Origin of the sequence: Cryobacterium sp. TMS1-20-1 (genome assembly GCF_004402355.1) — a bacterium.
GTDB classification, from domain to species: domain Bacteria; phylum Actinomycetota; class Actinomycetes; order Actinomycetales; family Microbacteriaceae; genus Cryobacterium; species Cryobacterium levicorallinum.
The window spans coordinates 81,341-105,069 of record NZ_SOGF01000055.1; the positions used below are offsets into that span (position 1 = coordinate 81,341).

General features: G+C 63.3%; 22 protein-coding genes, 1 tRNA gene and 1 other RNA gene. 14 read left to right on the forward strand and 10 right to left on the reverse strand.

Translation table 11 applies throughout. From position 1 onward, the window contains the following. Positions 1-7 precede the first annotated feature (7 nt). The 4 genes from E3O45_RS13935 to aceE all read right to left on the reverse strand — a co-directional run bounded on the left by E3O45_RS13935 (position 8) and on the right by aceE (position 5,993). A complete protein-coding gene (locus E3O45_RS13935) occupies positions 8-1,012 on the reverse strand; it encodes a beta-ketoacyl-ACP synthase III (protein ID WP_134443917.1) in 1,005 nt (334 codons plus the stop codon). Positions 1,013-1,029: 17 nt separating this feature from the next. Then, complete coding sequence (locus tag E3O45_RS13940; RefSeq protein ID WP_134443918.1) at positions 1,030-1,950, reverse strand: ACP S-malonyltransferase; 921 nt, start codon at positions 1,948-1,950, stop codon at positions 1,030-1,032. A gap of 108 nt (positions 1,951-2,058) precedes the next feature. After that, positions 2,059-3,261, reverse strand: coding sequence for a CdaR family transcriptional regulator (locus E3O45_RS13945; RefSeq protein WP_241978827.1), 1,203 nt, complete (start codon positions 3,259-3,261; stop codon positions 2,059-2,061). Between the two features lie 5 nt (positions 3,262-3,266). Further along, a complete protein-coding gene (aceE, locus tag E3O45_RS13950; RefSeq protein WP_134443919.1) occupies positions 3,267-5,993 on the reverse strand; it encodes a pyruvate dehydrogenase (acetyl-transferring), homodimeric type in 2,727 nt (908 codons plus the stop codon). A gap of 265 nt (positions 5,994-6,258) precedes the next feature. Here aceE and E3O45_RS13955 point away from each other — a divergent pair, with 265 nt between their 5' ends. From E3O45_RS13955 to E3O45_RS13965, 3 genes are all read left to right on the forward strand, one after another. Next, positions 6,259-6,729, forward strand: a complete 471-nt coding sequence (locus E3O45_RS13955) for a peroxiredoxin (RefSeq protein ID WP_092448732.1) — start codon at positions 6,259-6,261, stop codon at positions 6,727-6,729. 39 nt (positions 6,730-6,768) lie between these two features. Beyond that, positions 6,769-6,841 (forward strand) — tRNA-Val (locus E3O45_RS13960). Positions 6,842-6,945: 104 nt separating this feature from the next. Beyond that, positions 6,946-7,164: a hypothetical protein gene (locus E3O45_RS13965; RefSeq protein ID WP_134443920.1), complete on the forward strand. Its 219-nt coding sequence runs from the start codon at positions 6,946-6,948 to the stop codon at positions 7,162-7,164. A gap of 114 nt (positions 7,165-7,278) precedes the next feature. Here the strand turns inward: E3O45_RS13965 and E3O45_RS13970 are convergent, their stop codons facing one another. Further along, complete coding sequence (locus E3O45_RS13970) at positions 7,279-9,150, reverse strand: PA domain-containing protein (protein WP_134443921.1); 1,872 nt, start codon at positions 9,148-9,150, stop codon at positions 7,279-7,281. A 757-nt stretch (positions 9,151-9,907) separates the two neighbouring features. Between E3O45_RS13970 and E3O45_RS13975 the strand changes: the two genes are divergently transcribed. The 6 genes from E3O45_RS13975 (at position 9,908) to rnpB (ending at position 13,832) form a co-directional block, all read left to right on the forward strand. Further along, on the forward strand, positions 9,908-10,519 hold the full coding sequence (locus E3O45_RS13975) for a GAF and ANTAR domain-containing protein (RefSeq protein WP_370450380.1): 612 nt from the start codon (positions 9,908-9,910) through the stop codon (positions 10,517-10,519). A gap of 9 nt (positions 10,520-10,528) precedes the next feature. Continuing rightward, positions 10,529-11,266: a GAF and ANTAR domain-containing protein gene (locus E3O45_RS13980; protein WP_174843092.1), complete on the forward strand. Its 738-nt coding sequence runs from the start codon at positions 10,529-10,531 to the stop codon at positions 11,264-11,266. Positions 11,267-11,378: 112 nt separating this feature from the next. Next, entirely contained in the window at positions 11,379-11,714 is a 336-nt protein-coding gene (locus E3O45_RS13985; RefSeq protein WP_134443923.1) for a hypothetical protein, read from the forward strand. An 81-nt stretch (positions 11,715-11,795) separates the two neighbouring features. Next, entirely contained in the window at positions 11,796-12,614 is an 819-nt protein-coding gene (locus E3O45_RS13990) for a Nif3-like dinuclear metal center hexameric protein (RefSeq protein WP_134443924.1), read from the forward strand. A gap of 52 nt (positions 12,615-12,666) precedes the next feature. Continuing rightward, positions 12,667-13,404 carry a zinc ribbon domain-containing protein gene (locus tag E3O45_RS13995; RefSeq protein ID WP_134443925.1) on the forward strand — a complete coding sequence of 246 codons (738 nt, stop codon included), beginning with the start codon at positions 12,667-12,669 and terminating at the stop codon, positions 13,402-13,404. Positions 13,405-13,452: 48 nt separating this feature from the next. After that, an RNA gene (rnpB, locus tag E3O45_RS14000) (RNase P RNA component class A) lies at positions 13,453-13,832 on the forward strand. 7 nt (positions 13,833-13,839) lie between these two features. On the opposite strand, the gene E3O45_RS14005 is transcribed toward rnpB, so the two are convergent. Both E3O45_RS14005 and E3O45_RS14010 read right to left on the reverse strand, forming a co-directional pair. Further along, positions 13,840-14,592: a response regulator gene (locus E3O45_RS14005; RefSeq protein ID WP_134443926.1), complete on the reverse strand. Its 753-nt coding sequence runs from the start codon at positions 14,590-14,592 to the stop codon at positions 13,840-13,842. Then, positions 14,589-16,166 carry a sensor histidine kinase gene (locus E3O45_RS14010; protein WP_241985366.1) on the reverse strand — a complete coding sequence of 526 codons (1,578 nt, stop codon included), beginning with the start codon at positions 16,164-16,166 and terminating at the stop codon, positions 14,589-14,591. The genes E3O45_RS14005 and E3O45_RS14010 overlap by 4 nt, the downstream gene beginning before the upstream one ends. 175 nt (positions 16,167-16,341) lie before the next feature. On the opposite strand from E3O45_RS14010, the gene E3O45_RS14015 reads away from it, so the two are divergent. The 3 genes from E3O45_RS14015 to E3O45_RS14025 are packed head-to-tail and all read left to right on the forward strand — an operon-like array spanning position 16,342 to position 19,448. Continuing rightward, positions 16,342-17,349 (forward strand): tripartite tricarboxylate transporter substrate binding protein, encoded by a 1,008-nt coding sequence (locus tag E3O45_RS14015; protein ID WP_134443928.1) that lies wholly within the window; start codon positions 16,342-16,344, stop codon positions 17,347-17,349. A gap of 4 nt (positions 17,350-17,353) precedes the next feature. Beyond that, entirely contained in the window at positions 17,354-17,905 is a 552-nt protein-coding gene (locus E3O45_RS14020) for a tripartite tricarboxylate transporter TctB family protein (protein ID WP_134443929.1), read from the forward strand. Next, on the forward strand, positions 17,898-19,448 hold the full coding sequence (locus E3O45_RS14025; protein WP_092448648.1) for a tripartite tricarboxylate transporter permease: 1,551 nt from the start codon (positions 17,898-17,900) through the stop codon (positions 19,446-19,448). Before E3O45_RS14020 ends, E3O45_RS14025 begins: the two co-directional genes overlap by 8 nt. Before the next feature lie 92 nt (positions 19,449-19,540). Here E3O45_RS14025 and ppgK read toward each other — a convergent pair whose 3' ends face one another. Both ppgK and map read right to left on the reverse strand, forming a co-directional pair. Beyond that, positions 19,541-20,299 (reverse strand): polyphosphate--glucose phosphotransferase, encoded by a 759-nt coding sequence (gene ppgK, locus E3O45_RS14030; protein ID WP_134443930.1) that lies wholly within the window; start codon positions 20,297-20,299, stop codon positions 19,541-19,543. Positions 20,300-20,328: 29 nt separating this feature from the next. After that, positions 20,329-21,192: a type I methionyl aminopeptidase gene (gene map, locus E3O45_RS14035; protein ID WP_134443931.1), complete on the reverse strand. Its 864-nt coding sequence runs from the start codon at positions 21,190-21,192 to the stop codon at positions 20,329-20,331. A 12-nt stretch (positions 21,193-21,204) separates the two neighbouring features. Here map and E3O45_RS14040 point away from each other — a divergent pair, with 12 nt between their 5' ends. Next, positions 21,205-21,393, forward strand: a complete 189-nt coding sequence (locus tag E3O45_RS14040) for an SPOR domain-containing protein (RefSeq protein WP_092448646.1) — start codon at positions 21,205-21,207, stop codon at positions 21,391-21,393. Between the two features lie 15 nt (positions 21,394-21,408). On the opposite strand, the gene panB is transcribed toward E3O45_RS14040, so the two are convergent. Then, entirely contained in the window at positions 21,409-22,263 is an 855-nt protein-coding gene (gene panB / locus E3O45_RS14045; RefSeq protein ID WP_134443972.1) for a 3-methyl-2-oxobutanoate hydroxymethyltransferase, read from the reverse strand. A 116-nt stretch (positions 22,264-22,379) separates the two neighbouring features. On the opposite strand from panB, the gene E3O45_RS14050 reads away from it, so the two are divergent. Continuing rightward, positions 22,380-23,717: a glutamine synthetase family protein gene (locus tag E3O45_RS14050; protein WP_092108031.1), complete on the forward strand. Its 1,338-nt coding sequence runs from the start codon at positions 22,380-22,382 to the stop codon at positions 23,715-23,717. Positions 23,718-23,729 lie beyond the last annotated feature (12 nt).

Genomic DNA, 23,729 nt, shown 5'->3' on the forward strand with positions numbered 1-23,729 from the left:
GGGTTGGTTAGGGCAGCACAACGACTTGCGCACCGAACACGAGTCCGGCACCAAAGCCGATCTGCAGAGCGAGGCCGCCGCTGAGCTCGGGGTGTTCCTCGAGCAGACGGTGCGTGGCGAGCGGAATCGAAGCGGATGACGTGTTGCCCGTGTTCGCGACATCACGCGCGATGACCACGGACTCCGGCAGCTTGAGCTGCTTGGCGAACTCGTCGATGATGCGCATGTTGGCCTGGTGGGGAATGAACGCGGCAAGGTCGGCGCTCTCGATTCCGGCGACTTCGAGGGCTTTCTTGGCCACCTTGGCCATGTCCCAGACGGCCCAACGAAAGACGGTTTGCCCTTGCTGACGCAGGGTTGGCCAGTCGGCCTCGCCGCGACGGTACTCCTGAAGGGTGTGATTCATGTGAATCGCGTCTGCTTTGGATCCGTCGGAGCCCCACACCGTGGTGGAGATACCCGGGTAGTCGCTCGGGCCGATCACGATAGCGCCGGCACCGTCGCCGAGCAGGAACGAAATGCTGCGGTCGGTCGGGTCGACGAGTTCGGAGAGCTTCTCGGCGCCGATGACCAGTGCATAGTGCGCGGCCCCAGTGCGAATCAGCGCGTCGGCCTGGGCGACGGCGTAGGCATAACCGGCGCAGGCCGCGTTGATGTCGTAAGCCGCGGCCGGGTTGGTGCCGACCCGATCGGCGACGACGGCAGCGATCGACGGGGTCTGGCGGCTGTTGCTGATGGTCGCGACGATCACGGCGTCGATGAGGGCTGGGTCGATGCCGCTTCTCTCGATGGCCTCGCGGGCGGCATCCGTTGCCAGATCGACGGCATCGATGTCCTGGCCGGCCCGAGCACGCGTGATGATGCCGGTGCGCTGCTGAATCCACTCGTCAGACGAATCGATCGCTTCGACCAGGTCGTCGTTGGGCACGAGGTGTTCGCCGCGGGCGGCGCCGACGGACAGAATGCGGGTGAACTGCGGTCCGTGGGACTGCTGGAGTGTGGGCTTTGGCATTGTCTCTCTCATAACATTCAGGACTGCTGGTCGATCATGGCCCAGGCGGCGGGCAGGTCGTCCGGGGTCTTGATGGCGACACTCGGGACGCCTTTCAGGCCGCGTTTGGCGAGACCGACGAGGGCGCCGGCGGGTGCGAGCTCGATGATTCCGGTGACTCCCGCCGCAGCGAAAGTCTCCATGCACTTGTCCCACCGTACCGGCGAGGACACTTGACCGACGAGTAGCTTCACAAAACGGATGCCCTCACTCACCCGGTCGCCGTCGCGGTTGGTCCAGATCGGGAGGGTCGGATTGGCGGGGCTGAGCGAGTCGGCGACTACGGTCATCCGCTCGACGGCCGGTTGCATATAGCGAGTGTGGAATGCACCGGCGACCTGAAGCGGGATGACCCTGGCGCGGTGCGGGGGAGTCTCGGCGAGGGCGGCGAGGGCGTCGAGGGCACCGGCGACGACGATTTGGCCGCTGCCGTTGAAGTTGGCCGGTTCCAGACCGAGCTCGGCGACCCGGGCCAGCAGCTCGGTTTCGTCGGCCCCGATGACGGCGCTCATGCCCGTGGGTACCAGCGCGGAAGCCGCCTGCATGGCGAGGCCGCGTTCGCGGACAAAGCGCACCGCCTCGGCGTTGCTGAGGATGCCGGCGCCGGCAGCCGCGGTGAGTTCGCCGACCGAGTGTCCGGCGATACCGGCAATGCGGTCGCGTCGTCCATCCGTGAGCAGAGCCTCGAGGGTAAGGATGCCGGCGGCGACGATCAGCGGCTGGGCGATCGCAGTGTCGCGGATCGTGTCGGCGTCGCTGATGGTGCCGTGGGCGACGAGGTCGAGTCCAGCGTCTTCGGAAATTTGGCGGAGACCGGCACTGAAGGCCGGCATAGCCAGCCAGGGTTCGAGGAATCCGGGGGTTTGGGAGCCCTGACCCGGGCAGACGACAACGATCACTTAATTAGTCTTCCAATCTGGCAACGCGAATGAGTGTGCAGATCACACTAAGTATTCATGAAACCTTTGTTTGCAGCAGCACATTTGGCCGGTGAACGCGGGTGGCGGTCAGCGGCGGCGGGTGGAACCGTCGTGGTCGCTGATCGAGCCGATAATCAGGGCGGACTGCAGAATGAGCGCCTCGCGGGCTCCTGTGGCGTCGTAGCCGATGACTTCGGAGACTCGCTTGAGGCGGTAGCGCACGGTGTTGGGGTGCACGAAAAGTTCCCGGGCGGTCGCCTCGAGTGAGCGCCCATTGTCGAGGTAACACCACAGCGTCGTGAGCAACTCGGTGGAATGCGCCTGCAACGGCCGGTAAATCCGGTGGATGAGCGTGGCTCGGGCGAGCGGATCGCCAGCCAGGGCGCGCTCGGGCAGCAGGTCGTCGGCTTGCACCGGGCGCGGCGCATTCCGCCACGACCGAGCAACGGCAAAACCGGCCAGCGCCGCTTTGGCACTCTTGGATGCGTCGACCAGGTTGGGCACCTCGTGCCCGAGCACCAAATGTCCCGGCCCGAAGATGGGCTCGAGCGCCATGGCAATCTCCATGAAGGTCAGCGCTGCCGCTGTGCCGACGTCCTCACTGTCGACCGGCGCCGGGCGGGCACGCCCGATCACGAGCACCAGCCGATTGCCCTGCACACCGATGAGCACGTCGGCCGCCATATGGCGCGCGGCGCGGCGCAACTGGTCGACGTCAAGCATCTGCGATGTGGTCCCGACGAGCACACAGACCTCGCCGTGGCCGTGCCAGCCGAGGGCCGCGATGCGACTGGGCAGCTCATCGTCGTATTCCCCGCTGAGAATGGAATCGACGACGAGGGCTTCGAGGCGGGCGTCCCAGAGCCCGCGCGCCTCGGCGGCGCGCGCGTAGACATCCGCTGCCCCGAAGGCAATCTCGCGTGAGTAAAGCAGGATCGCTTCGCGGAGAGACTCTCCACCGTCCTTGACGCGTTCCTCGACGACCTCGACGGTCACTCGAATGAGCTGCAGCGTTTGCTGCAGGCTCACCGAGCGCAGCAGCTCGCGCGGAGCGGCGCCGAAGACGTCTGCGGCGATCCACGGGGTTGACCGCGGGTCGTCGAACCACGAAATGAAGCTCGTAATTCCGGCCTGGGCGACCAGGCCGACAGCGGACCGCCGCCCTGGTGGCATATCGCCATACCAGGACAGCGTGTCTTCGAGTCGTTTCAGCGTCTGCGTGGACAACTCACCGGAGATGGTGCGCAACCAGTTGAGAGTCTGCTCTTTCGTCTTGGGCGCCGGTGCCACTGCTTTCAGCTCTCGCCCCCGGCGGAGCCGGTGGTGCCCGCGCTCACGTCGTGCAGGCGATACTTGGCGATGGCCTGGCCGGCCAGGCTCCGGTCGACCTCGCCGCGGCGGGCGAGCAGCTCGAGAGTGCGCACCACCATCGACGGGCCGTCGATCTTGAAGAACCGACGCGCTGCCGGGCGGGTGTCCGAGAAGCCGAAGCTGTCGGCGCCGAGGGTGGCGAAGTCGCTCGGCACGAACTGGCGAATCTGGTCGGGAACGGCGTGCATGAAGTCCGACACGGCCACGAACGGGCCGGCAGCTCCCTCGAGCTTCGAGGTGACATACGGAATACGTGGCTCGTCGTCGGGATTGAGAAAGTTGTACTCCTCGGCGGCCAGGCCATCGCGACGCAGCTCCGTCCACGACGTGACCGACCAGACATCGGCCGAAACACCCCAGTCGTCGGCGAGAAGCTTCGCAGCTTCCAGCGCCCACGGAACGGCAACACCCGAGGCCAGCAACTGGGCCTTCGGTCCGCTGACCGTTGACGCGCTCACCCGGTGGATACCGCGCAGAATGCCGTCAACGTCGACATTTTCAGGCTCGACCGGCTGCACGGCCGGCTCGTTGTAGACGGTGATGTAGTACATGACGTTCGGGTCGGTGTGGGCGCCGCCGTACATGCGCTCGAGGCCGTCGCGCACGATGTGGCCGATCTCGTACCCGTAGGCGGGGTCATACGAGACGACGGCCGGGTTGGTCGACGCGAGAAGGGGAGAGTGGCCGTCGGCGTGCTGCAGGCCCTCTCCGGTCAACGTCGTGCGCCCGGCCGTAGCGCCAATGATGAACCCGCGGGTCATCATGTCGCCGGCTGCCCACAGGGCGTCGCCCGTGCGCTGGAATCCGAACATGGAGTAGAAGACGTACACCGGAATGAGCGGTTCACCCTGGGTGGAATACGACGTGCCGACGTTGGTGAATGCTGCGGCGGCGCCGGCCTCGTTGATGCCCACGTGCAGGATCTGGCCCTGCGGGCTCTCCTTGTAAGACAGCAGCTGGGCGTGGTCAACGGACGTGTAGTGCTGGCCGTTGGGGTTGTAGATCTTGGCGGTCGGGAAGAACGCGTCGATACCAAAGGTACGTGCTTCGTCGGGGATGATCGGCACGATGCGATTGCCAAAGTCCTTGGCCCGCACGAGCTCCTTGAGGAGCCGCACGAACGACATCGTCGTAGCGATCTCCTGGGTGCCTGAACCCTTCTTGGCGACCTTGTAGGTGTCGTCGCCGGGAAGGTTCAGCTTGGCGTGCTTGGTGCGACGTTCGGGCAGGTAACCACCGAGCGCACGACGACGCTCGTGCATGTACTGGATCGCCTCATCCTGGTCGCCGGGGGTGTAGTACGGCGGAAGGTACGGGTTTTCCTCGAGCTGGGCATCCGTGATCGGCACGTGCATGCTGTCTCGGAACGACTTGAGGTTGTCGAGGGTCATCTTCTTCATCTGGTGGGTCGCGTTGCGGCCCTCGAAGCTCGGACCGAGGCCGTAGCCCTTAATCGTCTTCGCCAGGATGACGGTGGGCTGGCCCTGGTGCTCGGACGCTGCCTTGAACGCGGCGTACACCTTGCGGTAATCGTGGCCGCCGCGCTTGAGGTTCCAGACCTCGTCGTCGCTCAAGTGTTCGACGAGCTTGAGCGCACGCGGATCGCGACCGAAGAAGTTCTCACGCACGTAGGCGCCGCTCTCGGCCTTGTAGGTCTGGTAGTCGCCGTCGGGCGTGACGTTCATCAGGTTGATCAGGGCGCCGTCGACGTCGTTCTTGAGCAGGTTGTCCCACTCGCGACCCCAAACGACCTTGATGACGTTCCAGCCGGCACCGCGGAAGAAGCTTTCCAGCTCCTGGATGATCTTGCCGTTACCGCGCACCGGGCCATCGAGTCGCTGCAGGTTGCAGTTGATCACGAAATTGAGGTTGTCGAGGCCCTCGTTGGCGGCGACCTGCAGCTGGCCGCGGCTTTCGACCTCGTCCATTTCGCCGTCGCCGAGGAACGCCCAGACCTGCTGGTCGCTCGCATCCTTGATGCCGCGGTTGGTCAGGTAGCGGTTCAGCTGCGCCTGGTAGATCGCGTTGATCGGGCCGAGGCCCATCGACACTGTGGGGAACTGCCAGAACTCCGGCATCAGACGCGGGTGAGGGTACGAAGAGATGCCGTCGGGGGCATGCGACTTTTCCTGGCGGAAACCGTCGAGTTGGTTCTCGGTCAGGCGGCCCTCAAGGAAGGCACGCGCGTAAGTACCGGGGGAGGCGTGGCCCTGGATGAAGATCTGGTCGCCGCCGCCCGGGTGGTCCTGGCCGCGGAAGAAGTGGTTGAATCCGACCTCGTAGAGGGCAGCGGATGACGCGTACGTCGCGATGTGCCCGCCAACGGCGATGCCGGGGCGCTGGGCCCGGTGCACCAGAACGGCAGCGTTCCAGCGGATCCAGGCGCGGTAGCGGCGCTCAATGTCTTCGTCGCCGGGAAAGTCGGGTTCGTTCTCCGTAGCGATGGTGTTGATGTAGTCCGTCGTCGGTACCATCGGCACGCCGAGGTGCAGCTCCTTCGAGCGCTTTAACAGGCTCAGCATGATCTCGCGCCCGCGTTCGTGGCCGTGTTCGGCAACGAGCGAATCGAGGGATTGCGACCACTCAGCAGTCTCCTCCGGATCTGAGTCGGCGTTGTTCGTCGAATACGGGTCCTGGTCGTTGACCGTCATAGTCGACCTCTCCTCTGTGGTTGATGCAGCCTGGGGTATATGCAGCGATGATGCCCCGCGGCTTGAACACAACGGTGGCAGGTGCCGTAACAGAGCAGGTTGGATTGCAACCGGCGGCACCACGTAAGCCTACAGATTTCGCAACTTGTCCGTGCGCGGGCGTGGCTGAACCAAAAAGCGTGTCCGCTGTGACACCGGACAGATTGCAGAGCTAGAGTATGTCACCGGCCAATCCATGCGCCCGGCACCTAGGAAAGAAGCTCTCATCGCTCTCGAAAATGACACCCAGGCCCCCGATTTCAAGCTCATCAATCAGTTTGGTGAAACGGTTCAGTTGAGCCAGTATCGGGGGATCAAATCCGTCGCTCTGGTATTCTTCCCGCTGGCGTTCTCCGGCATCTGCAGTGGCGAACTGTGTGAACTGCGTGACAACCTGGCCCTGTTTGAAGACGGCGGAGTCGAGCTCATCGGAATTTCGGTCGATTCCCGTCATGCTCTGCGGGCCTTCGGTGAGCAGGAAAAATACACCTTCGACCTCGTGGCCGATTTCTGGCCGCACGGCGCCGTTGCGAAAGAATACGGCGTCTTTCTCGAGGACAAGGGTTTCGCTAACCGCGCCACGTTCCTGATCGATCCGAGCGGCATCATTCGGGCGAGTTTCATCACAGCACCGGGCGAAGCTCGTCCGATCGACGCCTACCGGGCAGCCCTTGGACAGCTCGTACCCGCCCTCTGACCTATACTGAACAGACCCGGTGACCTTGAGTCGTCGTCGGGGCCTTTAGCTCAGTTGGTAGAGCGCCACGTTTACACCGTGGATGTCATCGGTTCGAGCCCGGTAGGGCCCACAGTATTAATGCCCTGATCAGAGAAATTATCTGCGTAACACGCAGTCTTCGCGACGCTCAGCTTGTTTTAGTCCGACTTGGCGTTCAGGTTGTGGCCATTGGCGATGATCCGCGTTTTGTGGGACGGCGGAGCCTCGCTGACCGCCACCGAGAACCACAGCAGCAACGAGCCCGAACTCATGCGTCAGATCAGCGATACGCTCGCACCAACCGTGGGTCGTCTGGTCTTCAACGGCTTCCCGACGGGGGTTCGGGCGTCATGGGCTCAGCACCACGACACGATTCCCCGTCACATCGACGGTGCCCGGGTGCTGCCCCGGTGAACCGGCGGGTCGAGATGGTCCGGCGCCTCCCACAGCGCACCGGGACAAACGAAATCGCTCCTGAGGGCTTCTCAGGAGCGATTTCGTGTGGGTAATTCAGATCAGGCTGTCGGCTCAGTTTCCCGTGTATCGGAAGATGTACAGCCCGAAATCACGGTCGCTGGCGGCAACGTATTCGACGCCGTTGTTCTCGAACACGTCCACACCCCAGAAGTTGTTGCCGCCCTCGTCAATGAAGCGACCCGTCTCGACGAGTTTGTCGTCGATGATTTTGGTCACTCGAAAACCTCCCACGTAATACGAGAAGTACGCCAGGTCGGCCCGCTGCTTGGACGTGGCCACCTCGTGAACCGAGAGGTCGCCGAAGCCCGCAGCGTAGGCCGGGTCCATGGCTTCGGGAATTGCATAGGTGTCCAGCTCGGACATCTTTCCCGTCGAGTTGTCGAAGAGGTGCACATAACCCCAACCGTCGAAGAACGCGCGCACGGAAACGAGGTCTCCGACGGCGCCCAGACTCAGGCCGGGAATCACGCTGGCAGCACCGGCGAGGCAGGCCGCGTTATCGTACGAGGCCTCAAGGTCGAAGAAACCGAATCCGGTTTGACGGTCGACCGAAGAGGTCGAGATGGTGCCGGCAACGCTCATCCCGAACGCGCCGCATCCGTCGGTACCCTCGCGGTTGATAATGACGATTCCGTCATAGCCGCCGGCCGCTTCAACGTTCGCCACCTTCTCGGTGAACGCGCACAGGCCGCGGGTGACGATCGCGATCTGGCTGCCGCTTGCGGTGACCGGTGCGGGTAGCACAATCGGATCACCGGAACATGCCTGTCCCGCGTAGACGGCATCACCGGTCAGCGACTCGCCGCCTTGCAGCTGCGGGGTGTCGCTGCCCTGCGAGATCTGAAACGGCGTCGCGGCATCATCCGTGGTGCCCTCCGCGCCGTTGGGCGCGAAGTCCTCGTCGGCACCGATTATGAACCTGTTGTCCAGGGTGAACTCGCCCTGGTGGCCGTTGCCTTCGGGCTTCTCGATCAGGCCTGTCGACTCCTGAAGCTGCGGGTCGGGATTGGTGAAGTCTGTATCGCCGATATAGCTCGGGTTGTGCACGTCGGTCATGTCGACCGTGACGTATCCGGCGTCCCAGTAGGACAACAGCATCACCTGTTTTCCGTCGATCTGCTTGACGACGAGGTCATGCAGAAACACGTCGGTCAGGTTCGCCGGTGCGTTCTGGAGGATCTGCGGAAAGGTCTTGTCCAGATCGTATTCCGCGGTCAGGAACGGCTTCTTCGGGTTGGTGATGTCCATAATGTCGACATCGGTGCCCTCGTCATTGTCAACGATGACCGCGTACGCCTTGTCGCCGGCATCCCAGGCGAAGACGCTGTGGGTCTGGTTGGCGGTCTTCTTGCCCTGACCATCGGCTGTTGAATCACCAAAGCCCACGGCGAGTGGTGTGGGGTGCTCGGGATTCGTCACGTCATAGAGATTCATGCCGCCGAAACCTGCTTTGTCCTTGCACTTCTCGTTGTTGGTGACGAGCACGTCGCCGGTAAAGGCTGGCGTATCGAGTTGCAGGGCCTGGACACCCTCGCCCGGGTAGCTGCCCTCCTTGGACTGGATAAACGCGACCTCCTTCGGCTTCGCGGGGTCCTTGATATCCACGACGTGCACCCCGTTGTAAGTGCACGATACGACGCCCCACGCAGCAAGGTAGGCATAATCCTTGAAGACGCCCACGTCGGCGATCTTTTCAGGCACCGCGTTCTTCATCTTCAGTTTGGAGACTACGGTGACATTGGACTGTGTTGCCGGCAGATGACCGACTGTTCCGCCGTGCTGGTGGGCGTCGCGAGCGCCGTCGGCGGTCGATATCGAGCCGTCGTCCCCGGGTCGGGCCGATGCGACGGATGTTGTGGCGAGGATCAACGCTGCGACGGACACCAGCGTCAGTCCAGCGCGAATGGCAGGTGATTTGACCATGACACTCCTTCGGTGCGGAATTTTGAATCGAACGTTCGAACCGTAGTCCGCCCCTACACACTTTGGCAAGGAAGTACAAATCGACCAGGGTGTGGCCGCCATGGCGATACGGTGCGCATGCGTCGCCATGGCCTGCCCCTCGCGGTGGATTTCGATCCGAATTTCTGCCGGACGCTTGTTCATCGGAAGCGTGGTTCAACGGACAGCAGGATGGCCGAGAGCGCGACTAGAACCCGCGGGGAGAAGGTCCTCTGGACGCGTGCATTCCGTGGCCTCATGAGGGCCTGCTGCCCTCGGTCCGCGGGAGCCCCGGGTCACGACCAGCGGCACCGCCGGTGTTCGGTGCCGCCAAGCTCGTCATGCTCGGCTAGTGTTGCGTACAGGCAGAACAAATCTGCTGGGTGTTTTGAGCTGGCGAGGCGTTGGTGTTCCAGCATCAGGATTCGCCACAATCCCGGATTTTCGGGCGAGTGACCGCAAATGCGCAGTCAGTGAAAGCCCGTGTTCTTGCGGATTTTTTATTGAATTTGGTTGCGACCGGACCTTTTACACCGTGGATGTTATCGGTTCGAGCCCGGTAGAGCCCACAGAGAATTCTTCCAGAACTTGTGATCGTGAGGTCGAATGGCACGCACGATGCAGGGCTTCTGGGTTGGGCTGGTGTGTTGTGCCTGATCGGCTGGCATTCGGGGCCGCGGTCGAACAGCTGTCACTCGCTCACGAAAGCCGCACCAGTATCTGTGCCCCTTTCATACAGGTGCTGCCGGTCAATGCCGCAGCGGTGTGCACGCTCGGGGCCCCGTTTGGGTCCGAGACCGTGAGCGCGAGCAATGCCATGGCGGCCCACTTCGACGAGCTGCAATTCGACCTGGGTGAGGGGCCTGCCTGGGCGGCGCTGGCCACCAGACGGCCCGTACTCGTCGACAACTTTGCGACGTCGTCGGGCGCGACCTGGCCGGCGCTGATGAAAGCCGCACGGAACACCGAAGTGCACGCCGTCTACGCCTTTCCACTCATCATGGGGTCGGTCGATATCGGAGCTGTCTCGCTGTTTTCGACCCGCTCCGGCGGCCTCACACCCGCGCAGATTCTGGACGCGGAAGTGCTCGCACAGATCGCCGCGCTCCAGGTCTTACGTCGATCCCTCACCGCGCAAACATTGAAAACGAATCTGGAAGATAATGAAGGATATTCGCGGCGTGTCGTTCATCAAGCGACCGGAATGGTTCTGGCCCAGCTCAATCTTTCCGCGGCCGACGCGCTTCTAATAATTCATGGACATGCTTTTGCTCATGGACGAACTGTTCGGGAAGTCGCCGCAGATGTAGTGACACGACGATTGGATTTCTCGTCGATTCCCGAGTCTTAGAATGGAAATATGGTGACAAAAACCCGGGAAGGTCAACTCCTTGAGACCTTCGTTACCCTGGCCGACACACTCGTCGCCGACTACGATGTCGTCGACCTCTTGCACACCCTGGTTGAGAAATGCGCCGCCCTGCTGGAGGCTTCGGCGGCGGGCATCATCCTGTCGGCCGGTGACGGCGAGCTGGAAGTCGTGGCGTCGACCAACGAACGCAGCCGCCTGGTCGAAATTCTGCAGCTGCGAGCCGGGAGCGGCCCGTGCGTTGAGAGCTTCACCTCCGGGCTGGCCGTCGCCGTTCCCGACATCGACAGCACGGGCGATAAATGGCCCAAGTTTCGCCAGGGGGCACTCGCCCAGGGCTTCGCCTCGATGCACGCCGTACCGCTGCGCCTGCGGGCAACGACCATCGGCTCACTCAATCTGTTCTGGGATCGCACCGGCGGGCTGAGTACGGCCGACACCAACACGGTGCAGGCACTCGCGGATGTCGCGACCATCGGCATCCTGCAGGAGCGCGCTATTCGCGAAAGCGATATCGTGCGCCAGCAACTTCAGCACGCGCTGAGCAGTCGAGTGTTGATCGAACAGGCCAAGGGCGTCGTGGCGTACACCCACGGAGTGCACATGGGCGATGCCTTCGACAAGATTCGCGAGTATGCCCGTCATAACGGTCTTCCGCTGGCCGATGTGGCCGAGCGCATCGTCAATCGCGTACTGATCCTCTCGCGTTGCAGCGTAAGCCGCGACTAGTTGCGAACTAGCCGAGACTTACCTCCCGTTTAAGCTGGGCGGGCATATACTGATATTCGCCGCCCCGGACCCTGGCAGCACACGCACTGAACGTGAGCTTGCGAGGGAGATCATGAAACGTATATTTCACCCCGGTGGGTCAGTGATTACCGGCAGCGATCTGGCTGATGCGGTCTTGCTGTATGCCGAGGCACTGTGTAACCGTCGACAAGTCGACGTCGTTGATATACCGGTCATGGGCGACGGCGGTATTCTCCTTCGTGCTCAGTTTTTGATCGGTTCCGCGAGTCAGCTGGTCAGCGTCACCGCGGACAGTCTGTCGCCAGAACTGGTCGAACCGGAAACCACGGACTTTCTGCACCGCAAGGCCCAAACCGGAGCCATGATTCCGGCAGCGTGGACCCGAGAGGAGTCGGCTGCCGCGCAGTTCGACGAGTTCGACTACTGACCTATCTTTTCGCGGACCCGACGCATCGGGTTGCGTCGTGTCCGCGAAACCTTGGCACCGGTCGCCCGGTAGGCTGAACGGGTGCCATTCTCGCTCGCCGACGTTACCCTCGTCGCCCATACCCTCTGGCCCCCGGGCGGTGCCGAAGCGTGGGATGCACCGGGGCTGATCAGTGGCGATCCGAACGGACCGATTCGCAGCATTCACTTGGCCGTCGATACCGTCGCCGACACGGTCGACGAGGCCATTGCGGCCGGCGCCGACCTGTTGCTGACGCATCATCCGTTGCTGCTGCGCGGTGTCACGAGCATCGCCGAGGACACCTATAAGGGTGCACTGCTCAGCCGGCTGATTCGCGCCGACTGTGCCCTGCTGGCCGCCCACACCAACGCAGACGTGGTCGCTGACGGCGTATCCGACGTGATCGCCAGTCGGTTGGGGCTGATCGACGCACTGCCCATCACGAGTGGCGCTGTGCCGGGCACCGGCATCGGACGGGTTGGTCGTCTGTCGAAACCGACCACGCTCGGACACCTGGCACACACAGTGCTGGCCCTGTTGCCGGCCACGGCTTCCGGGGTTCGCGTCGCCGGCGACTATGCAGCCCCGATCACGACGGTTGCTCTCTGTGGCGGTGCCGGTGATTCCCTGCTTCGCAATCCGCAGGTGCTGGCAGCGGATGTCTACATAACCTCCGATCTGCGCCATCACCCGGCGCAGGAGGCGCGCGAGCAGGCGCTCTGCGTTGGCGGACCCGCCCTCATCGACGTCGCACACTGGGCCAGCGAATGGCTCTGGCTGGAGCCGGCGGCCGTGCAGTTGCGGGCGAGCCTGCCGGGGGTGTCGGTCACGGTAAGTGAGTTGAACACCGACCCGTGGGATTTTTCCGTCGTGCACTAATTCTTTTTTCTTTCGTCAGTACAACTCAATTCCAGCGTTAGGTCAGGACATCGTGAAGGCATCACCACTCCAGCAGAAAGAACTTCTGCGGCTTCAGGCCCTCGACATCAAGGTTCTTCAGCTCAGCCACCAGTCAAAATCACTCGCGTCGCACACCGAGCTTGCCGCGCTCAACCGGGAGGCTGAGGCCAGCCGCATGAAGCTGCTCGGCCGGTCCGGCGAGCTCGACGACGTGCGCACCGAATTGGGACGCATCGAGAGCGACGTTGAGGTCGTTGAGAAGCGCATTGCCCGCGATACCGACCGCCTGCAGCACACCTCATCGATCAAGGACATCCAGGCCCTGGACTCCGAGGTGGCCTCACTCAAGAAGCGCCTGTTCGATCTCGAGGAGATTGAGATTGCCGTGCTTGAGCGCCAGGAAGAGCACGAGGCGGCCGTCGCTGTGGTGGAGCAGGAACGCGACGCCATCGCCGATCGGGTCGCCGCGACGGAAGCCGTTCGGGATGAGTCGCTGGTCGACCTCAACCGTCAGCTCGGCGAGTTGACCCGTGATCGCGCGACGATCGCGGCTACCATCCCCGATGACCTCGCTGCCCTGTACGAGCGCCTGCGCATCAGCGGCCACGGCAACGCCGCGGCGCTGCTACGTGCCCGCACCTGCAGCGGATGCACGATGACCCTGACCGGGAGCGACCTCGCTGATGCCCGTCAGGCTCCGGCGGACGAGGTCATCTTCTGCCCCGACTGTGGCGCCGTGCTGGTGCGCACCGAAGAGTCCGGAATCTAGCGCCGGTTCGCACGTCGCCTGCTCGCCCGGTAGGCTTTGTACTCGGAATGGGTCGGCAAGACGGTCGCGTCATTCGGGAGATCTTCGGGTCAAGCGGATGCCGAGGAACGTCCGGGCTCCATAGAGCAGGATGGTGGGTAACACCCACCCGGGGTAACCCGCGAGACAGTGCCACAGAAAGTAGACCGCCACCAGCGCGAGCTGGGGGTAAGGGTGAAACGGTGGTGTAAGAGACCACCAGAGGCCAGGGTGACCTGGTCGGCTAGGTAAACCTCGTCCGGAGCAAGGTCAGACAGAAAGCGTTGAGGCGGCTCGCCGAGCTTTCGGGTAGACCGCTAGAGGGCTGCGGCAACGTAGTCACGAGATAGATGGCCGTCGACGGTGTGCAAGCACCTGGACAGAACCCGGCGTACTAGCCGGCCCATTCCGCTTCATTTACCCCGCGGTCCAGTGATAGAGCTTCTCCGGACGCCCGGCGTGACCATATTTTTGGGTGATGCCGGCACGTTCGGCGGCGACCAGGAATTCAAGATATCTGCGGGCGCTCACCCGAGCCAGACCCAGGTTTTGGGCTACGTCGCTGGCCGAGATGCTCACGGTGGCGCGCTTGAGCGTGGCCACGACGGCGTCGAGCGTCACCTCGGACAGCCCCTTGGACAGCGCCAACCCGGTGGGCCCAGGGGCACTGGCTGGCGGCGCGACCGTGCCGGGTTGCAGCATCCGGTCTATTCGGGCCTGGTCGAGCATCGATGCTGTTACGGCGGCGTGTTCGTGCAGGTCCAGCCGATGTTGAACGTACTGGTCGAGTCGCTCGAGCAGCACGGTCGAGGTGAACGGTTTGACCAGGTAATGCATGACCCCACCGGCCATCGCCGCCCGCACGGTATCGAGCTCCCTGGCAGCGGTGATGGCAATGATATCGACCGGGTCGCCGGGAAGATTACGCGCGGCCCGCAGCACCTCGATGCCGGACATACCGGGCAGATGGATGTCCAACAGCACCAGGTCTGGCTTCAGCCTCGTGATCAGATCGAGGCCGTCGGTGCCGGTATAGGCGACGCCGACGATCTCGAACCCACCGTGAGCGAGCAGAAAACCGGTGTGAATTCCCGCGACTGCACGGTCATCGTCGATGACGACCGTGCGGATGAGAGCCGTGCAAACGGGATCCGTGCGAATGAGTGTCATGAGTCGGTTCCAATGGGGTTGGGCGAAGATGGTACGGCGGCCAGGAGCACGGTGAAGGTTGCTCCGCCGTGCTGCGACGGCTCGGAGGTGACGAATCCGGTGCGGCGCACGGCTACGCGCTGCACGAGCGCCAAGCCGAAACCGCGTGCTCCGGGGCGGCTGGTGTCCCGGGTGGACTGGCCGGCTTCAAATATTCGCACGCGGTCCTTCTCCTTGATTCCGGGGCCGTCATCGGAAACGACGATGGTGGCACCGGTCCTGTCTTCACTGAGGCGAACGTGGATGGTGCCGTCGGCACCGATCGCCTCCATCGCGTTGTCGATGAGATTGCCGAGTACAGTGACCGGATCCGTCGTCCCATCGGGTGCCAGAGTAGAATTTCCGTCGATTACCAGATTGATGCCCTTCTCCGCTGCGATGGTGCTCTTGGCCATGAGCAGACTCGCCACGTCGGGGTCGGTGATGCCGGGGGAGAGCGCACGGGAGAGCACGGAACCACCGTGCCCGGCGCGAGTGATGAAATCCACCACCTGTTCGGTACGCCCCAGTTCGATTAACCCCGAAATGACATGCATCTTGTTGGCGAATTCGTGGGCCTGGGCGCGCAAAGCCTGTGTCACATCCCTGGCGCCATCCAGGTCTTGCAGAAGCTGGTGCAGCTCGGTCCGGTCCCGCAGAATCAATACCCGGCCGACCAGTCGACCGTCGACGGCGGCATCGTTGGACCGCGCCAGCAGAACGCGTTCACCGACGAGCACGGTCTCATCGCTTTCCCCGCTCTCGGCCAGCATCCTGGCCAGTTCCGCACCGACCACGTCCGTCGCCGGACGCCCCACCGAGTCATCGTCCGCGCCGAGAAGTCTGCGAGCCTCGTCGTTGACCAGCGCGACGGAACCGGCGGCATCCACCGCGACGAGGCCCTCGCCGATACCGTGCAGCATCGCCTCGCGGGTCTCCAGCAGGGAGGCGATCTCTTCGGGCTCCAGCCGGTGGATCCGGCGCCACACCATCCGAGAGATCATCGTGGCCCCGGCTGTTCCCACCAGGGCAGCCCCGACGAGCCAGATCACCAGTTCGGGCAGCACCTTGTATAGGTCGGCGCGCAGCGTCTGCTCCAGAATTCCCACCGAGGCCATGCCGATAATGACTCCGGACTCGTCGTAGATGGGTAGTTTGACCCGCCAGGTTTCCCCGAGCGTGCCGGTCTGCGTGCCGACATAGGTCGCACCAGACAGCGCAATCGACGGATCGGTCGAGGTTACGCGGCCGATCATGGCCGGGTTTGGATGCGAATAGCGCACGCCGGTGTCGTCGGTAACGACGACGTAGGTCACATTGGCGGCCTCGGAGATCAGCTCGGCAATGGGCTGAATGGTGGCGCTGGGATCACTGTCGTCAAAGGCATCCACGATCGCGGGCAGCTCGGCCACCGACTGCGCGACTCCCACCATGCGGGCTTGATAGGCATCACGAATCTGCTGCTCCTGCAAGCGGATGGCGACCGACCCGGCAACGAGGACGACGATGAGAACAATAAAGAGTTGCAGAAAGAACAACTGTGTTCTCAGCGACATCGACTGAATCATTTTCCCATTCTCCCATCTGGCCAGGCGTGCAGTCCGACGGGCGCTGTCCGTAATGACCAATATGCGCACTATGACCGAATTCTTCCTCGGGCCGACGGGGCTCCATACGCTGGGGCACAGCGTAGCCATACGCATCACAGTGAAGTGAATAGAGGAAGACAGCATGAAACAAGGCTCAATGACGCGTCGAACCGGTTTGATCGTGACGGCGGCAGCATCCGTTCTGCTACTCGCCGGGTGCAGCACCCCGGCAGCGACCAGCGGCGGCAGCGATGAGGCTGCAGCCGGCATCGACAAGCTCAACATCATCGTCCCAGCCGACCCGGGCGGCGGCTGGGACCAGACCGGTCGGGCCATCGAAAAGGACCTGCAGGCCAACGACCTCGTGACAAGCGCCTCCGTCGTCAACGTCGGCGGCGCCGGCGGCACCAACGGGCTCGCCGCCATGAAGACCGAGAAGGACATCAACACCCTCATGGTGATGGGCTATGTCATGGTCGGTGCCGTCGAAACGAACAGCGCGGCCAACCGCATCGAAGACACCACCCCAATCGCCCGCCTCACCGACGAACCGCTCGTCGTGGTCGTTCCGGCGGATTCCCCGTACGACACCATTGGCGATCTGCTCGACGACATCGGCGAGACCGGCCAGGCCGTCTCGATCACCGGCGGATCGGCCGGCGGCGCCGACCATATTCTGGCCGGCATGATGCTCAAGGAACAGGGTATCGGCGCTGACAAGCTCAACTACATCCCCTACTCGGGCGGCGGAGAGTCCCTGGCCGCGCTGCTCGGCAATAAGGTCAACGCCGGCATCTCCGGCGTCGGCGAGTATGCCGAGCAGGTCAAGGCCGGCAAGCTACGGGCCCTGGCCGTGTCGGGATCGGATGCTGCCCCGCAGCTTCCCGACACCGAAACACTGACCGATCAGGGAATCGACGTTGTGCTGACGAACTGGCGCGGAGTGGTCGCCCCCGGATCCATCGATGCCGCACAGGCGAAGATCCTGACCACGCTGATGGAAGACCTGCACGCCACCGACACCTGGCAGACTACCCTCACCGATAACAACTGGGCGGATGCCTTCATGATCGGCGACGAGTTCGCCGATTTCCTCACCGAAGACATCGCGACGGTGAAGGTCACGCTGAAAGACATCGGTCTGCTGTAACCCGATGACCGTTCCCACAGCCGAGTCGCTGGGCGGGGGTGGCCCGCACTGGGCTGCTCCAGCCCGGCCCGTCGGAGAAATAGTTTTCGCGTGTGTCATCCTCAGCCTGGGAGTCGTCGGCTTTATGGCCGGCGCGGACTTCCGCACGCCGCCATCAGCCAGTGACATCGGTCCCCGCGCGTTCCCCTTTGTGGTCTCCGGATTGCTCGTCCTGATCGGCGTCGGCCTGATTTTCCAGCTGCTGCGCGGCCACGTCGGCGTCGCCGAAGAGGGCGAAGACGTCGACCCGAGCATCAAAACCGACTGGCTCACCGTCGTGAAACTGGTTGGCTTCGTCATCGTTCATATCGTGCTGATCGTGCCGCTAGGCTGGCCCGTCGCGGCCGCCGTGTTGTTCTTCGGCGCGGCCTGGTCGCTCGGCGCCAAGCCCTGGTGGCGGAACGCCCTGACCGGCATCGTGCTGGCGTTGATTCTGCAATTCGTGTTCGCGGGCCTCCTCGGCGTGTCCCTGCCGGCCGGTTTCCTCCTGGAAGGGGTGGCCATCTTCAATGGATAACTTCATCAACCTGATGAATGGCTTCAGCGTCGCGATGCAGCCGATGTATCTGCTCTACGCGCTCGGCGGGGTCTTCATCGGCACCGCCATCGGCGTGCTGCCGGGCATCGGCCCGGCCATGACCATCGCCCTGCTGATGCCGATCACCTACAGCCTCGAACCGACAGCAGCCATCATCGTCTTCGCTGGCATCTACTACGGCGGCATGTATGGCGGGTCAACGACATCGATCCTGCTCAACACCCCGGGAGAGTCGGCGTCGATCGTGACGGCCCTCGAGGGCAACAAAATGGCCAAGGCCGGGCGGGGCGCTGCGGCTCTCGCCACGGCAGCTCTCGGGTCGTTCGTCGCGGGAACCCTCGCGACGGTGCTGCTGAGCTTCCTGGCACCGTTTGTGGCTGAGTTCGCCATCCAAATCGGGCCGGTAGAGTACGTGGCTCTGATGCTTGTCGCCTTTCTCACGGTAGGAGCCTTGCTCGGGGCATCCGTTCTGCGGGGGCTGGCCTCACTGGCCCTCGGTCTGTTCATCGCGCTGATCGGCGTCGACGCCCTCACCGGTCAGCAGCGCTACACCTTCGGTAATCCGTTTCTGGCCGACGGTATCGACGTTGTGCTCGTCGCCGTTGGCCTGTTCGCCGTCGGCGAGGCCATGTACGTGGCGTCCCGGCTGCGGCACGGTCCGGTCAAGGTGATTCCGGTCACCGGCGGCTGGACGACCTGGATGAAGAAGGACGACTGGAAGCGGTCTTGGAAGCCGTGGCTGCGCGGCACCTTCATCGGCTTTCCGATCGGTACGATTCCCGCTGGGGGCGCGGATGTCGCCACCTTCCTCTCGTACGCGGCCGAACGTCGACTGGCCAAGGGCAAGAACAAGAAGCAGTTCGGCAAGGGCGCCATCGAGGGCGTCGCCGGCCCGGAATCGGCCAACAATGCGGCGGCGGCCGGAGTTCTGGTGCCGTTGCTGACCCTGGGAATTCCGACGACGGCCACGGCCGCGATGATGCTCGTCGCGTTCCAGCGCTACCAGATTCAACCGGGGCCGCTGCTTTTTGAAACCCAGGGCGCACTGGTCTGGACACTCATCGCCAGTCTGTACGTCGGCAACCTGATGCTGCTGATTCTCAACCTGCCGTTGGTGGGCATCTGGGTCAAGATTCTGCAGATCCCGCGCCCGTACCTGTATGCCGGAATTCTGGTGTTCGCCGGGCTGGGTGCCTTCTCGCTCAATTTCACGCCGGTTGACGTGGGTATTCTGCTCGTCGTTGGCGTGCTGGGCTTCTTCATGCGGCGTTACGGCTACCCGATCGCGCCAATGGTGGTCGGGCTCATTCTTGGCCCGATCTTTGAGAACCAGCTGCGTCGGTCGCTCGCGATCTCGCAGGGGGATCCAACGGCGCTCATCGCGTCACCGATCGCGGCCACTATCTACGTTTCGCTGATCGTGATCTTCGCCCTGTCGTATTGGATGAAGCGACGCCAGCGTGCGATGGAGTCTGAGCGAGTTTCCGAGGACGACCCCGTCGACGAACGGATGGCACGGTAGCGTTCGTCTAGCCCAAACGTCAGCAGGACCGACACCACAAAAGTGATGTCGGTCCTGCTGACGTTTGGGCGGTGAGCCTCAGCTGGTGCGAATCAGCCGGGGAACCTGGCGGCGAGGGCGGCCGCACCGAGGATGCCGGCGTTGTTGCGGTGCACGGCCGGAATAATCCTGGTTTTCAGGCGCAGCAGCGGCAGAAAGTCCTCGTGATGTTTGGAGACGCCGCCGCCGACGATGAACAGGTCGGGGGTGAACAACAGTTCCAGGGTTGAGTAGTACTTCTGCAGGCGTGACGCCCACTTGTCCCAGCTGAGGTTCTCGCGTTCCTTAGCCGAGTACGCCGCCCGGGTCTCATAGTCGTGACCGTCGATTTGCAGGTGGCCGAGTTCCGTGTTCGGAACCAGCACACCGTCATTGAGCAGCGCCGAACCGATTCCGGTGCCGAGCGTGGTCAGCAGCACGACGCCGACAACGTCCTTCGCCGCCCCGAACTGCGCTTCGGCGTATCCCGCGGCATCCGCGTCGTTGACGAAGTGGATGGGGAGCCCCAGGCTCTTTTCGAACAATGCCTCAGCGGCCAGGCCGATCCACTTCGACGACACGTTCGCCGCCGACATGGTGTGCCCGTTCTTGACAACCGCGGGAAAACAGATGCCGACCGGCAGGTCGCCGACTCCCTGGGACACCGTCCCGAGCAGCGTGCGCGTGGTTTCAATGATGTCCTGCGGTCGGCCACCCTTGGGTGTCGGCAGCTTCACCCGCTCCGAGAGCAGGTCACCGGTCGACAGATCGACGACGGCTCCCTTGATTCCGGTGCCACCGATGTCGATGCCGATTGCCGTCGTTGCAGTCATGTAGTGAACCTATCTGGTCGAAAGAGCGGTCAGGGCAGGGTCAGAATTTCGGCGCCACGTTCGGTCACCACGAGGGTGTGTTCGAACTGCGCCGTGATGCTGCGGTCGCGGGTGAGGACCGTCCAGTCGTCATCCCAGATGTCCCAGTCGCTCGTGCCGAGGGTGAGCATCGGCTCAATGGTGAAGACCATGCCGACCTCCATCACGGTGTCGTACTGCGGGGCGTCATAGTGCGGAATGATCAGGCCGGAGTGGAAGGCTTCGCCGACGCCGTGCCCGGTGTAGTCGCGCACCACGCCGTAGTTGAACCGTTTCGCATAGGACTCGATCGTGCGGCCGATCACATTGACCTGCCGGCCGGGGGCGACGGCCATGATGCCGCGGGCCAGTGCCTCGCGGGTGCGCTCGACCAACAGGGTGACCTCTTCGCGGGCTTCGCCGACGATGAAGGTGACGTTGGTATCGCCGTGCACGCCATTCTTGAAGGCGGTGATGTCGATGTTCACGATGTCACCGTTTTCGAGCACGGTGTTATCGGGGATTCCGTGGCAGATGACCTCGTTCACCGAACTGCACAGCGACTTCGGGTAGCCGCGGTATCCGAGCGTCGAGGGGTAGGCGTCGTTGGCGACCATGTAGTCGTGACCGATTTGGTCGAGTTCCTCGGTCGTCACGCCGGGAACGATTGCCCGGCCGACAGCGGCAATGGCCTCGGCGGCGATGCGGCCCGACTCACGAATGAGCTCGATCTTCTCGGCCGAGTAGACGTCGGAGCCGGTGAACGGGCTCGGGCCGGTCTTGCCGACGTACTCCGGGCGAACGATATGGGAGGGAACGGAACGGGTCGATGACACCGTTCCCGGGATGAGGTGACCGATTGAATCCTTAGGCATAGGATCAAGCTTATGGCCGAGGACAAAGAACACGCATTCTGGTACAACATGCGCACCGGCGAGGTCGAGCACGGCCTGCAGTCGACGTCGCTGGATCGGGTCGGTCCGTTCAATACCCGCGAGGACGCCTCCCACGCGCTGGAGAAGCTGCGGGCGAACAGCGCCAAGTGGTCTGAGGATGACGCGCGAGACGCTCGCTAACGGCCCGAAAGCGCGTTACTCATAGCTGTGCTCTGGAGCCGGGTAGGCGCCGGAGGCGACATCGGCGGTGAACCGTTGCACGGCATCCGTTAGCACCGCTCGCACGTCAGCATACTGGCGCACAAATTTTGGTACCCGGCCGCTGGTCATGCCAGCGAAATCGGTCCAGACCAGCAATTGACCGTCAACGGATGGTCCGGCACCGACCCCGATAGTCGGGATCGACAGGCGTTCGGTCACCTGGGCAGCGACCGAGGCCGGGACCATTTCGAGGACCACGGCAAAGGCACCGGCCTCCTGAACGGCGAGGGCGTCGATAATGAGTGCTTCGGCCGCTTCGCCGCGGCCCTGGATCATATGACCGCCAAGCCCGTGCTCGCTCTGCGGGGTGAAGCCGATATGACCCATCACCGGGATACCGGCCGACACGATGCGCCGAATTTGTTTGTGGCTGCGCTCCCCACCCTCCAGCTTGACCGCGTGCGCCTGGGATTCCTTCATGAACCGCACCGCCGTGGCCAGGGCCTGATCCGGACCGCTCTCGTAGGACCCGAACGGCAGGTCCGCGACGACGAGCGCGCGGGTGACCGCGCGCGCCACGGCGCGGGTCAGCGGAATGAGCTCGTCCACGGTGACCGGCAGGGTGGTCTCGTAACCGAAGACGTTATTACCGGCCGAATCACCGACCAGGAGAAAGTCGATACCGGCCTCATCAAAAATCTGTGCGGTGAGCATGTCGTAGCTGGTCAGGCCGGTAATCGGGATGCCTTGCAGCTTCGCGGTCTGGAAATGTCTGGTGCGTACCCGCTTGGGGCCCTCGGGAGCGTGTCCATACGGCTGCTGAACCGGGACATCGGCGGGAGGGACCATGGGCTCTGGCACTGTCAACTCTGGCATGCGACAAGTTTAGTCAGGCAAGCAATCGTCCTTGGAGCCAGTAGCCTAGGCAGTAGTTATTAAAGTTGGAGCAATCAGAAAGAGCGTGAATGGACAAGCAGCGCGACTTCGTTCTTCGGACCATCGAGGAGCGAGGAATCAAGTTCGTTCGACTCTGGTTCACCGATGTCGTCGGCACCCTGAAATCGGTCGCCATCGCGCCCGCCGAGGTTGAAGGTGCCTTCAACGAAGGCCTCGGTTTCGATGGCTCGGCCATCGAAGGTCTCACCCGTTCTTTCGAAGCGGATGTCCTGGCTCACCCGGATCCCACCACGTTCCAGATTCTGCCGTGGCGCGGCGAGGTCGACCCGACCGCCCGCATGTTCTGCGACATCACCACGCCCGACGGGCAGCCCGCCGTGGCCGACCCGCGCAACGTGCTCAAGCGCACCCTGGCCAAGGCAGCCGACCGCGGCTTCACGTTTTACACCCACCCCGAGGTGGAGTTCTACCTGCTCAAGTCCTCGAAGTATGGCAAGAACGGGCCGATCCCGGTCGACTCGGCGGGCTACTTCGACAACGTTCCCGGCGGTACCGCGCACGACTTCCGTCGCCGGTCCGTGCGCATGCTCGAAGACCTGGGTATCTCGGTGGAGTTCAGCCACCACGAAGCGGGACCCGGCCAGAATGAGATCGACCTGCGGTACGCCGATGCGCTGACCACCGCCGATAACATCATGACCTTCCGCACCGTGGTCAAGGAAGTCGCCATTGAGCAGGGCGTTTACGCGACGTTCATGCCCAAGCCCATGTCTGAGCACCCCGGATCCGGCATGCACACCCACATGTCGTTGTTTGAGGGCGACGCGAACGCGTTCTACGAGGCTGGTGCCAAGTATCAGCTGTCCAAGATCGGCCGCCAATTCATCGCCGGACTGCTGAAGCACGCGCCGGAGATCACCGCGGTGACCAACCAGTTCGTCAACTCCTACAAGCGGCTGTGGGGCGGCGACGAGGCCCCGAGCTTTGTCTGCTGGGGCCACAACAACCGTTCGGCCCTCGTGCGAGTACCGCTGTACAAGCCGAACAAGGGCCAGAGCGCTCGCGTCGAGTACCGCGCGATCGACTCAGCGGCCAACCCCTACCTCGCCTACTCGCTCATGCTGGCTGCCGGTCTCAAGGGCATCGAGGAGGGCTACGAGCTGCCGCCCGAAGCCGAGGACAACGTCTGGAGCCTGAGCGACACGGAGCGCCGTGCCCTCGGCTACACTCAGCTGCCGGCGAGCCTGGACCATGCCATTCAGTTCATGGAGGAGTCCGAACTCGTCGCGGAGACGCTCGGGGAACAGGTCTTCAACTACGTCCTGCTGAACAAGCGCCAGGAATGGCGCGACTACCGGTCGCAGGTCACTCCGTTCGAGCTGCAGAAAAATCTGGAGATGCTCTAACTCGCAACCCTG